Origin of the sequence: Nostoc favosum CHAB5714, assembly GCF_020829495.1 — a bacterium.
Classification (GTDB): domain Bacteria; phylum Cyanobacteriota; class Cyanobacteriia; order Cyanobacteriales; family Nostocaceae; genus Nostoc; species Nostoc favosum.
The window spans coordinates 1-13,109 of the sequence record NZ_JAIVFQ010000053.1; the positions used below are offsets into that span (position 1 = coordinate 1).

Genomic DNA, 13,109 nt, shown 5'->3' on the forward strand with positions numbered 1-13,109 from the left:
TCCATCTCTCAAATAGTTAATGCTTTGAAAGGTGTTTCCAGTCGTAGATATGGACAAGCCGGATATAAAAAACCCCAGAAAGAAGCTTTATGGAGTCCTAGTTATTTTGCTGTGTCCGTAGGGGGCGCGCCAATAGAAGTCTTGAAGGAGTACATCAGAAATCAAGAAAAGCCGTCGTAGAACGACGGGGCTTGTATCCCATTCTTTTGGTCAGAGGACGATCAACTCTTCCTAGTGCATTTGCCTGAGTTCCCCTGGCTGGAGTTTCATACACATGGCAAAACCTACGAAGAAGCCGCTAAAAATGGACAAGAAGTGATTGAGGCGTTTGTTGAGATGCTCCAAGAAGAGGGTAAGCCACTACCAGAACCCAGGATGCTTCCTACACGACCATTACAGGTTGCTTAGTCAATTGTCAAATTATACAATCTGTCTATTACATAGGAGTAAAAATGACGTAGGCACAATTCATGAATTGTACCTACCAAGGATTTAGGGCAACGCATAATCAATTTGACCAGATGTTTAGTGGCGATCGCTATCGACTTAAGTGGAAATTATTCGGCTAATGCCTGAGGACTTGGATGGCGATCGCTAGTTGATTTAACTCTAGTTGATTTAACTATATTCATCCCAAGCCACGGGAAAAGAGTAATCTGAAAACTCCGATAAATCACGATTTTCGCTGCGGGTTTCTTCATCCAGAACTTTGACGACTTTGTTATAAATATCTTGTGCTTGTTGCGGGGAATCACCGATGCTGGTTAATCCCAACTTGCCAAACTGCGAAAGGCAACCCATAAGATGAAACACTGTACCCGTTTCTGTACCACTGTCAAAGTGCAGTCTGTGATGAGCGATGATATCCATCAAATCATTAGGTAATAATCCTTGATAGCGCTCTTTTTGCAGATTATCAGTGGCAATGTAATATTTTGGACGACCTTGCTGACTATAAAATAAACCCGTGGAAAGGTCATAGCGACCATTCGTTAATAATTTCAAGGTCATGAATGGATGAGTTGTACCGCCTTTACGCAGGTTAATTTCGATCGCCTGAATATCCCACTCACCGTTACCCTTGTCAACGGCGATAAAATCTACGCCAAATCGCTCTAAAGTGCCTTTTTCTGCTAACTTTCTGCCAACTTGTAGCCCCAATTGCTGTAATTGCAATCGATATCTTTCATCAGCCGGAAAGCTACAACCAAGATAAATCTGACCGTCTGGGCCTCCAAGAATTTGGTCGTGGGTTGAAAGGATTTCCACTTCGCCTGTGGGTGTGATCCGTCCTTGGACGCTGGGCGATCGCTTAATTTCCCCTTCCACAAATGCTTCAACAATTGCCCCCAACTCAGGGATTCTTCCCGAAAAATTGTCCCAAGTTTCTTGTTTGGCTTGAAAGCGCATTGTTGAAAAGCGATCGCTAATTGCTGTTACCCTTTCGGCATGAGTCCCTTTACCCGGTGCTACATTCTCAATCGGTCTAAAATCTAGCAGCGCATTTCCCTCTCCCGAAATGCCTTCATTGAGTTTTACCACTACCCGTTTTAAAGTCGGTTGTCGTTCCCATAAATCACTGGTAGCTTCTGCCAAATCTGTGTGGTTCCAAATTTTTTCGCTGCCATCTGGATGCGGTACTCCGCTTTCCTTGAAGATTTGCCGACTGCCACTTTTTGTCCCCCAAATCTGTAAATCTGGTGCAGCAGCATAGAGTGGTACACCCAATTTTACAGACAATTCGCCTTCCCAGTGCGAAGAGTTGTAGCAGATCATAAATGATTTGTCTAGCCTCAAAGCTTGATGAATCCGCTTTAGCAGGCGGGGGCGTTCTAAAATCTTTTGACTCAGGGGCTTAAGCGAGGAATCGTAAGTAGAAAGTAGCAGCAAACGGTTGCGAGCATGAGAAAAGGGAATTCCTGGCAACAGTTGCAGATAATAATCAATGATACTAGGATGCAACGGTACTGATGTTACATAAACCAGCCGAGTCCGGGGATTCTGCAACCGAATTAAGGAAAATAGTAATCTTTCTTCATAATGCTCACAGCCTTCAATCTTTCGGAGTTCGCGCTGGTCGAGACTCAGGGAGGGAATAATTAAAATATCCGCTTCATTATTGTCAAATGACTCGCTCGTTTTCCAGCGATCGCTCAGGGTTAATTGTAAGTGGTGAAACTTTTCAACCTGCTCTGACTCAGAAATATTTAGTATTGCCATAACCCCTACCCTCTAATGATCTCAATGTAGCGCACCACGCAGGCTTTTGGGTTATTATGCAAACTAGTCTTCAGATACTTGTGCAAGGAATTTAGTCTGCAAGAAGGCAACTATGCAGATATCAGCCTAAATAAATATTAACATTAACAAAAATCAATGGTATTGAAGTAAGTATTTTTGCAACCACGAAGTGAGAAAGTAGAAATCTTGATTTTCATTTAGCGAAAATTGCTCAATTATTGAGGCACAGCAAATGATTATAGACTAATTTAGTAACTCTAATTTATTTAATTTATTTTACGTCTTAAGGTTGAGTAAATTTCAGCTTGTTTTACCTCTATGGAGCGATAAAGTACAGCGACATAATAGCTAATTTAAAAGCAGATGAGAACGAGAAATCCTTTATTGCATGAGAGTTATCTACTTATTTTTCGTGGTCAGGTAAAGAGCGTGTGTCAGGTGTAAGGAGAAATAATGTGACCAAATAATTACTAATTCGTAATTCGTAATTCGTAATTTATGGTTTCAAGCCCCTTAATTTATTAATGGAGAAACGAAAATGCGTAGCACCATATTTAAAGCCCCCGATTAAAATCTGGGGGTAACAATTACGAATTACGAATTATCAATTACGAATTGCAGCTACGCTGCTTAACCCGCGTACAATTGCCAGTCATAAGTACGTTTGGTAAGCATCGAGGGTATAAACGCCTAAAGTTGCAAATGGCTAGTGGGAGCCAAAGCAAAAAATAAACCTTGGGTTGAAGTTTCGATCCAAGGTTTACTTTTGAAATGGGCACTAGAGACTGGAAACGGCTTTTTCCAACATCCAATTACATTCAATATTAAATTACCGAGACAAAACCTATGGCTGAATCAAAAGAGCAACAATTACAACCGCCACAGCAGCAACAACCACCAGGTGTTGAATCAGAAATGACGCCAAAACCCAAGGCAGATGATGCCCAATATCGTGGTAGTGGCAAGTTACAAGATAAAGTAGCATTGATTACGGGTGCAGATAGTGGTATAGGTCGTGCTGTAGCGATCGCATTTGCTAAAGAAGGTGCAGATGTGGCGATTCTTTATCTCAATGAACACGACGATGCCAAAGAAACAAAACAATTGGTAGAAAAACAAGGGCGTCGTGCAGTAACCATTGCAGGTGATATTGGGGATGAAACTTTTTGTCAGCAAGCTATCCAACAAACGGTTGGTGAGTTTGGCAAACTCGATATTCTCATCAACAACGCCGCCGAACAACATCCGAAAGAAAGTATCGAAGAAATCACCGAAGAACAACTAGAGCGGACTTTCCGCACTAACATATTCTCGATGTTTTTCATGACTAAGGCTGCACTCAAGCATTTGCAAGCAGGTAGTTCTATCGTCAATACCACATCGGTAACAGCTTATAAAGGTAGCCCACAGTTACTAGATTATTCCTCTACAAAAGGTGCGATCGTTGCTTTTACTCGCTCCTTATCAAAAAATTTAGTATCCAAAGGAATTCGCGTTAATGCTGTCGCGCCAGGGCCAATTTGGACGCCTTTAATTCCCTCAACTTTTCCCGAAGAGAAAGTTGAAACTTTTGGTAAACAAGTACCAATGGAACGAGCCGGACAACCAGAAGAAGTTGCTCCTAGCTACGTATATTTAGCCTCTGATGATGCTTCTTATGTCTCTGGACAAGTGTTACATGTCAATGGTGGAGATGTTGTTAATGGTTAAGTGAAATAGTTAGGAGTAGAGACGCGATTAATCGCGTCTGTGCAGGAGTTAGGAGTTAGCAGTTAGGAGTTATAACCGATATATTCTTAATTTATAACTGTTAACTTTTAACTCCTAACTCTCAACTTCTAACTCTACCCTGATGGTCTTCCATTGGAGGGATGAGTAAATATGGTAATATTGATAGTCTATCTAGCAGCAAACATTTAAGAAGTAATAAGTACGTCTATGGCATCTCCTACACCACTGAATGGCACGGAACTAGTAGATTGTGCTAGAGCAAATGCCAAGGAAGGAATTGAAACTGCTGCTTATCAATGTGGCTATGGTCAAGACCTCAACAAATTTGCACGAGAACTCAGACAAGCTTGTGAAGACATGAATTTACAAGTAAAAGAACTTAGTGGATTGATTACTGAGCAAGACTTGATCCTGCAATTGGGTACTGGCGAAATTGTTGCTCCAGATACGGAATCAGAATTGTAAAAGTTAGTCATTTGGACTTTATTCTTCACTAATGACCAAATAATTACTAATTCGTAATTCGTAATTCGTAATTCGTAAATTTTGAATTCATTAAGGAGAAATTAATAATTAATTCATTAAGGATACAGAGCAACTTAATTTATTAATGGAATCAATAAATTCATTCCTTATTCAGAGCAAGCGACTGAAGTCGGTTGCTCTGAATTACGAATTACTGTCTTCGCAACGTTAGCGAGTCCTCGAGCGTCATTATCAATTACGAATTATGTTGACTAATGACTAATGACTAATGACTAATGACTAATGACTCTTTTCATAACTTTAAAATTACCCGATCACGCGTCATAATTTCGCCAATAATTTGCTCAGGCTGAGATGTCACCAACTCCCGCAACGATACAATCCCCGTTAAGCGCCTTTCCGCATCCATGACATAAAGATAATAAACAGTAAACCACAAACTTTTAAAAACCAACGTAAAAATCAGGGTTTCAGCCATTGTGAATCTGGAGTATTCACCATTCGTTTTAGAGGGATCTTAGAGCGATCGCTTAAAGGTAACTTGAGGTATCGTCTGAAATGCTCAACAAAACGTTGTTTTGTGATCTCGCTGGATTTAGCTGAAATGTTTGCTTGGTAAAGCTTCTAAAAAACTTTTTGGTTTACTGATAAATCATCTCACTGGCATTAGCTAAGGGACTTCCAAATAAAAAAATACCCAATAAATTTACGAAAAAGCTCTCTCTCCTCATTCCTCTGTGTTCTCTGTGTCTGGAGTGGTAGCCTGCGGCAAGCCCTCCGGCTTGGTGCAGTCGCTCATGGGGGAAACCCCCATGCGCTAAAGCGTCTCCCCTTGGGAGAAGACCGCGCTGCTTCACCGCTTTGCGTCTACGTTTATTTGGGTAATTTATTTCTTGGAAGTCCCTAAGTTGCGAATTCGCTCTAGGGCTTGAGATACTATAAAGTTTTCTTTCAGCGAAATTAACTCTAGCGTCATGATTCGCCCAGCAGTATCAGCTTCATAACCCAATAGTTGGGCTGTAGCTTGGCGTTCTGCTGGACTCAGTTGTTCTAGCAGACGATTAACGACTTTTGCAGGTAATTCATCAAATAACCTAGCTCGGTCATCTGACAACATTTGATCGACAATATCGCGGACTTCCTGGCTTTTAAGTTCCTCGATTAACCGCTCTTGAACACTGTAGTCGAGATATTCATAAACCTCGATAGCCTCATCCTTAGAAAGCAAGCGAAAAGCCAAAGCGTGCATCGCTTCTGGCAAACCCTCAATCGCCTCGGCAATATCCGCAGGCTGCACAGGTACGAGAATAGCTTTTGCTAGAGAGCAAGTCTCCTGTTTCTAGGAGCATTTGCAGCTGAGTCCGCACTAAATCTCGCAATTCCCTGCGTGAGACATTCTGGATGGTAGAGTTTAAATTGTTTGTCTCAGTCAAAGTCCACTTTTCTCAGCCAGTTTGAACAAGGTTGCTGCCCTTAGTCTAGGGGAAAGTGGGAATGTGCAGCGTTAAACTTGTGATTTTGTAAATTGAAAAGTTTTGTAAATAAATAAATAATCAGGGTTTCGGACGCTGATTATTCCTTGTTGTTCAGCGCACCCCATAGGGGATCTCGCTACGCAAAGCGTCTCTAAGAGTTGCTCTAGCAAAGCGATTCGCTCGACAGTCCACCGACAACAGGTTTACTCGAAAAGTAGGATAATCTCTTAATTCCAGCAGATTGTGTTCTCTAGCTTAAATACATGACTGGTGAGACTTTTGCAAAACTTTTCGCTTCACTGACTTGCTTGTTAGTACTATACAGCAGTTTTCTTTTGCATGAAGTACAAAGCTATGGGTTTTGAGACAGGAGGCAGAAGTTAGAAACTATTTATGTCTGATTTTAATTCTTGCATTTTATACCTTAGTTACTTCCAAACTGCTGTATATCTGCTGGGTCTTATAACAAAGATATGAATTGACACTCAAGATGAAGTATAGATAAATAATACTTTTTCAAATCTTTAAAGAGTAAAAAACTTCTTTATTCAATTTTCATATAATTAATAACTATGTAAAGACAAAACATAAAGGACATCCGCTATATTAGTAATTATTATTTAAAAATCATCAAAACTTTTATATTCCTTTAAAAAAGCATATATCAATGTGAATCTTTAAACAAAGTTCCATAAAGAAGATAGACATAACACCCTGATCTATTGTCAAATGGGAAATTGATTGATACTATAAGGGTACTTAAGGGTAATATGTGAAAATGTAACTTTAACTAATTAAGTATGTACCTGCCCCGATTGGGATTGCTTCACCTCAACTTCATGCACCTGCACATAAGTGAGATTAGAAGCTATCAAGAGAGGTGATTTATAATTTTTGATCAAATTCACCAAACTTAATTTATATTCATCAAAACTCAAAAATTTGTCGAAAGAAAACAAAGATTTCTAAGAGGTTGTTTGAAAAGTGGTTGGCTGTGATTTTAGGTACTTATTGATCCCCCCTAACCCCCCGATAAATTGGGGGGAACCGGAATCAAAGTCCCCCTTATTAAGGAGGATTTAGGGGGATCTAGAACGTTTCACTACCGAGAAGAGGACTTTTCAAACATCCTCTAAGGACTAATATGCCCTTAAGGTAATCTCTAGTATTTCTTGTTTACACATTTTTCTATATACCTGCTTTTAGGGAAGATAAAGCAAGGTATATCACTTCATACTGTTTGATTTTAAGGTTGATACAAATAAACAGCATAGATAGTAGTAAAGCAAATTAGCAAAGGAGTAGACAGAAAAAATGTATTAGTTAGTAATTCAGTGAAAAATATCAACATTAACAGACATGCTAATCAGCTAATTATTATTTGTCTGTTAATACCCCTCTTCGGCCACTCTCCGAAAAATTTTGCAATTTCTGAATTCTAGAGCTTTTGTATACGGAGCGATCGCTTTGCCCGCCGCAGGCATTGCAAGATTTTTTTCTAATAACAAATACAACAACCAAGTTTTTGTAACAGCATAGCTGGTATTGATTGACTGATAAAGCTTCTAGAGATTTACCTCTCGGATAGTGGCAGAACAGGGGTCTATTGACAGCCAAAATTATTACGAGTTTTTTTGAAAATATTCAATATAAAACCGAATTCTGGAACATTGATTGTGGAATTACTTTTAGCACTATTATGAGGCATATATCTCAATGACTGATTCAAAAAATCAACAGTTGTCAACATCTCCAAGTCCAATAATTAATGCTCAATCATCTCTACAAAGCATTGATCTGGCACAACCCAGTATTTCTGCTAGCGCCAGCTTGCTATCTCAAGGAGATGGACTCAAAGGCGAATACTACGACAACATCGACTTCACCAACTTGAAGCAAACTCGCACAGATCCGACAGTCAACTTTAACTGGGAGCGTAGTACTCCAGATCCATCCATTGATCCAGAGACCTTCTCAGTGCGTTGGACAGGTCAGGTAGAAGCCAAGTACAGCGAGAATTACAACTTCTACACCACTACTGATGATGGTGTGCGGTTGTGGGTCAACGATCAACTACTCATTGATAAGTTTGTCAATCAAGCGGCCAAAGAATACAGTGGGGCGATCGCACTGGTTGCAGGTCAAAAATACAATATTAAACTTGAGTATTACGAAAATAAATCCGATGCCGTTTCTCAACTGGCTTGGTCAAGTTCCTCCCAAACCAAGGAAATCATTCCCCAGTCCCAACTTTATAGTGTAGCTAGTAATGGCAACGGACTCAAAGCAGAGTACTACGACAACATCGACTTCACCAACTTAAAGCAAACTCGCATAGATCCGACAGTCAACTTTAACTGGGGTCGTAGTACTCCAGATCCATCCATTGATCCAGAGACCTTCTCAGTGCGTTGGACAGGTAAGGTAGAAGCCAAGTACAGCGAGAATTACAACTTCTATACCACTACTGATGATGGTGTGCGGTTGTGGGTCAACGATCAACTACTAATTGATAAGTTTGTCGATCAACCTGCCAGAGAATACAGTGGGGCGATCGCACTGGTTGCAGGTCAAAAATACGATATTAAACTTGAGTATTACGACAATTTGAGGAGTGCCGTTTCTCAACTGGCTTGGTCAAGTTCCTCCCAAACCAAGGAAATCATTCCCCAGTCCCAACTTTATAGTGTAGCTAGTAATGGCAACGGACTCAAAGGCGAATACTACGACAACATCGACTTCACCAACTTGAAGCAAACTCGCACAGATCCGACAGTCAACTTTAACTGGGAGCGTAGTACTCCAGATCCATCCATTGATCCAGAGACTTTCTCAGTGCGTTGGACAGGTCAGGTAGAAGCTAAGTACAGCGAGAATTACAACTTCTACACCACTACTGATGATGGTGTGCGGTTGTGGGTTAACGATCAACTACTCATTGATAAGTTTGTCGATCAACCTGCCAGAGAATACAGTGGCGCAATCGCACTGGTTGCAGGTCAAAAATACGATATTAAACTTGAGTATTACGACAATAAATTGGATGCCGTTTCTCAACTGGCTTGGTCAAGCTTTTCTCAAATCAAGGAAATCATTCCTCAATCCCAACTATATTCACCAGATATTCAGACCGCTATCACCTTAGGATCATCTTCCACGACTGTGAACGAAGGTGCTGGTAGTGTGACCATAACGTTGTTGAAAACTGGTGATTTAAGCAGCACATCTTCAATCAAGTATGCAACCATAGCTGGTACTGCCACAGCAGGAGTTGACTACGGAAGTGAAGGCACCGAAAGCGCTGGAACACTTATTTTTGCGCCAGGACAAAGCAGCAGAGAGATATCCATTCCGATCAATGACGATTCCTTAGCAGAAGCAGATGAAACCTTTAGTTTCGTTATTGATCAGGCAGGGGGGGCAACACTAGGACTCCAAAGAACTATCGGAATTACGATTCAAGATAACGATCGCTCAAGCCTCGATTTTACTCAGCCAGTAGTTAATGAGGGTGACGGTACTGCTACGGTGACAGTTACACGGGGTAACATTTCGGATGCTGCTAGCCTGGACTACATAACCGTGGATGGGACTGCTCAAGCTGGATCTGACTACCAGGCTGTATCTGGAACCTTAGCCTTTGCAGCCGGACAAGCCAGCAAGACCATTTCTATCGCCCTTAAGAATGACACCGTTGGAGAGGTAAATGAAATATTTACTTTGAAGTTTAGTAACGCAGTTGGAGTGCAGCTAAATACTCAAGAGACAACTATCACTATTATTGATGATGACAATGGTAACTTTGCTTTAGAGAGGGTAGCTTCTGGTTTGAATCAACCCACAGCTTTTGACTGGACATCTGACAGTAAGAGCATGTTCATTGCCCAGAAAAATGGGGTAGTGCGAGTATTGAACAACGGCACTTTATTATCAACACCATTTATCGATATTTCTAGCGAAGTTAATAATACGCGCGATCGCGGTCTTTTAGGCATTGCCGTACATCCAGATTTTGGCAAAGCCACAAATCCCAAAAACTACGTTTACCTGTTGTATACCTACGATCCACCAGAAACCAATCCAAACAACCCTAAAAACAATCCCAATAGCACATTAGACAATCCCGATCAGAATGGGAATCGGACTGCACGGCTAATTAGGGTAGAAGCTGATCCCAACACTAATTACACTACTGCTATTGCAGGCAGTGAAGTTGTGCTGCTGGGTACTAATGGCACTTGGGAGAATATTAGCCGCCCAGATGGAAATAGCACAAATGTCTCACTTGGCTACGCACCATCAGGAATTCTTAACAAAGATACTGGTAAACCGTTTACCAGCTTAGAGGATTATCTCAATAATCTTGATAAAGTCCAAAATCTCGAAAATTTTATAGCTAACGATAGTGAATCTCACTCAGTTGGTTCTGTGCGCTTTGGCACCGATGGTTCTCTGTTTGTGAGCTTAGGAGATGGCACTTCCTACAACGGAATAGATCCGCGATCAATTCGCGTCCAGGATGTCAATAATCTGTCCGGCAAGATGCTGCGGATTGATGCGATTACCGGTCAAGGCTTATCAAGTAATCCTTTTTACAACGGTGATCCTAATAGCAATAGTTCCAAAGTTTATAACTTAGGTTTGCGTAACCCCTTCCGTTTCACAATTGATAAAAACACCAATACCCCCGTAATTGGTGATGTTGGCTACTATCTTTACGAAGAGGTAAATATCGGAAAACCAGGAGCTAACTTTGGCTGGCCGTTCTATGAAGGTGGCCTTGATGCAAATGGCAATATCGTCAGCCTGAAACAGCGAAGCTATTCTAACCTAGATGCAGCAAAAGACTTCTATAGTAGTGGCACAACTGTTACAGCACCAGCTTACACTTACAAGCATACTGGTTCTAATTCGATTACTATGGGTGACTTTTACACAGGCAGTACTTTCCCCTCAATCTATCAAGGTGCCTTATTCGTTGGTGATTTCAGTTTAGGAACTATCGATGCTTTGACATTCGATAGTCAGGGCCAACTTGTCTCAGTTAAGCGGTTTACTTCCCAGGAAGACAGACCAAATTTAGGAGTGCCTGTACAAATCACCACTGGAAAGGATGGTAATCTGTACTACGCAAACTTGACCGGGGGTGAGATTGATCGCTTCCGACCTATTTAGATAACAATTATTAGTTATCAGTTTAGGACTTACGCATTGACAAGAAATAAAAAATATGCATTAAGGTTAAAAACCATATCTTTCGTAAGGGCACAGCATGGTCTATTTACGATCGCAGGATAATTAAGAAAAGCCTGAAAACTTCCTCAAGATAGGTAATGCACATCACGATGCATTTGTACAGTGCGTAAGTCCTACAGTTATCAGTGAACAGTCAGACAACTGTTCACTGATTTTGGTTAAGATAACTTTGTTAAAAATCCCAACAATTTTTTGGTATTTGATGTCAGGAGGGTTCGACGATAAGCATCAGCTGCTTTTTTAATAGCTTCGGCTTGAGTGGGATAAGGATGAATTACATTGCTTAACTTGCTCAAACCGATTTTATTCACCATTGCCGTAGTTACAACTGATATCATCTCACCCGCGTGACTGGCGACAATCGTTGCACCGATAATTTCATCAGACCCCTTTTTATGGTGGATTTTGAGAAATCCTGATTCTTCACCATCTGCGATCGCTCGGTCTACACTACTAAAAGGTATGTTGATGGTCGTCACCTCAATACCCAATTTCTGCGCCTCGTGTTCGTACAACCCTACATGGGCAATTTCTGGGTCAGTATAAGTTACCCACGGCATCACCAGACTACTGAGTTTCGAGCGTCCTATGCCAAAGGGAGAAAACAGCGTATTCTTAATCACAATCCGCGCCGCAGCATCAGCAGCATGGGTAAACTTCCAGTTCATGCAGATATCACCAGCTGCATAAATTTTGGAATTCGTCGTCTGGAGATAATCATTTACCTTCACACCTTGGCGCAAGTCATATTCTACACCCACTGCTTCTAAATTCAAACTTTCGACATTTGGCGATCGCCCCGCACCGACTAAAATTTCATCTACTGTCACCGAATCTCGATGACCATTGGAGGAAAAGTAAAGCCGTTTCCCCTCGGTAACAGTTACCACTTCTTCCAACTTGGAATTCAGCACCACCCGAATTCCTTCGCTAATCAAAACCTTTTGCAGAATTTTGGCAGCCTCAGCATCTTCTTTATTCAAAAGATGAGAACCGCTATGGAAAAGTACCACCTCAGAACCCAAACGCCGGAAAGCTTGCGCCAATTCGCAACCAATGGGGCCGCCACCAATCACCGCTAAACGTTCCGGTCGTTGAATCAGAGAAAAAACCGTCTCATTAGTTAGATAACCCGCCTTTTCAATTCCCGGAATCGACAATTGTGCAGCTCTTGTGCCTGTAGCAATTACAGCTTTTTTAAACCGGAGGGTTTTGTCGCCAACTTCCACGGTATTTTTAGTTGCAAATCGACCGCTACCCAAAAAGACATCTACACCCAAGTTTTGAAACCGCTCCGCCGAGTCGTTATGGCTGATACCAGCTCTTACCCGCCGCATCCTTGCCATGACTTTGGGAAAATCAACATCAATATTAGGTTGGGGAATATTAACTCCCAAGTTTTGAGCATCCCAGATTTCGCCAACAACGCGAGCAGACCGAATAATAGTTTTAGATGGTACACAACCAAGATTTAAGCAATCTCCACCCATGAGATGCTTTTCAATCAACGCCACTTTTAAACCCAAATCCAAACCCGCAGCACCCGCAGCCACCACTAATCCCGCCGTACCAGCACCAATTACTACCAAATCGTAAACATCGGCAGGTTGAGGATTAACCCAATTTGGCGGATGGACGTAAGACACCAACTTTTGGTTATACTCATCCATTGGGCGAACCGTAACTCTCTCTAAATCTGAATTGGTCATTGGCGAAACCTCTTTTAAGAATTGAAAATACTAAATTCACTTGAGCTAACTTTTCACTCTTATCTAGAAAACCTCATCCCCAACTCCTCTCCCCTTTTTAAGCTATGCATTAGTCACATCTTTCTTAATATTGCTGTAAATAAGTCAGGAAAAGGATTGTACAACAAGGTGATATGCAGAGACTTGACAAAACCAGAAGAATGTGAATAAG

The 13,109-nt window shown here is 41.3% G+C and carries 8 protein-coding genes and 1 pseudogene; 5 read left to right on the plus strand and 4 right to left on the minus strand.

Annotated features, from left to right (window positions below):
• Together LC586_RS25950 and LC586_RS25955 are read left to right on the plus strand one after the other, a co-directional pair.
• On the plus strand, window positions 1-180 hold a 180-nt coding region (locus LC586_RS25950; protein WP_229488116.1), incomplete at its 5' end, for a transposase.
• 15 nt (window positions 181-195) lie between these two features.
• Entirely contained in the window at window positions 196-408 is a 213-nt protein-coding gene (locus LC586_RS25955; protein ID WP_229488153.1) for a type II toxin-antitoxin system HicB family antitoxin, read from the plus strand.
• A gap of 210 nt (window positions 409-618) precedes the next feature.
• On the opposite strand, the gene LC586_RS25960 is transcribed toward LC586_RS25955, so the two are convergent.
• Window positions 619-2,220, minus strand: coding sequence for a peptide ligase PGM1-related protein (locus tag LC586_RS25960; RefSeq protein WP_229488117.1), 1,602 nt, complete (start codon window positions 2,218-2,220; stop codon window positions 619-621).
• Window positions 2,221-3,087: 867 nt separating this feature from the next.
• Between LC586_RS25960 and LC586_RS25965 the strand changes: the two genes are divergently transcribed.
• Both LC586_RS25965 and LC586_RS25970 read left to right on the plus strand, forming a co-directional pair.
• Window positions 3,088-3,951 (plus strand): SDR family oxidoreductase, encoded by an 864-nt coding sequence (locus tag LC586_RS25965; RefSeq protein WP_229488118.1) that lies wholly within the window; start codon window positions 3,088-3,090, stop codon window positions 3,949-3,951.
• Between the two features lie 228 nt (window positions 3,952-4,179).
• Complete coding sequence (locus LC586_RS25970; RefSeq protein ID WP_229488119.1) at window positions 4,180-4,437, plus strand: hypothetical protein; 258 nt, start codon at window positions 4,180-4,182, stop codon at window positions 4,435-4,437.
• Window positions 4,438-4,750: 313 nt separating this feature from the next.
• Here the strand turns inward: LC586_RS25970 and LC586_RS25975 are convergent, their stop codons facing one another.
• Window positions 4,751-4,936, minus strand: a complete 186-nt coding sequence (locus LC586_RS25975; RefSeq protein ID WP_229488155.1) for a CBS domain-containing protein — start codon at window positions 4,934-4,936, stop codon at window positions 4,751-4,753.
• A 411-nt stretch (window positions 4,937-5,347) separates the two neighbouring features.
• Window positions 5,348-5,891: pseudogene (locus LC586_RS25980) on the minus strand (magnesium transporter MgtE N-terminal domain-containing protein); the annotation flags it as partial.
• Window positions 5,892-7,649: 1,758 nt separating this feature from the next.
• Between LC586_RS25980 and LC586_RS25985 the strand changes: the two are divergent.
• The gene (locus LC586_RS25985) at window positions 7,650-11,108 is read left to right on the plus strand and encodes a PA14 domain-containing protein (RefSeq protein ID WP_229488120.1); all 3,459 of its coding nucleotides are present in this window, start codon (window positions 7,650-7,652) and stop codon (window positions 11,106-11,108) included.
• Window positions 11,109-11,347: 239 nt separating this feature from the next.
• Here the strand turns inward: LC586_RS25985 and LC586_RS25990 are convergent, their stop codons facing one another.
• Window positions 11,348-12,898, minus strand: a complete 1,551-nt coding sequence (locus LC586_RS25990) for a mercuric reductase (protein ID WP_229488121.1) — start codon at window positions 12,896-12,898, stop codon at window positions 11,348-11,350.
• Window positions 12,899-13,109 lie beyond the last annotated feature (211 nt).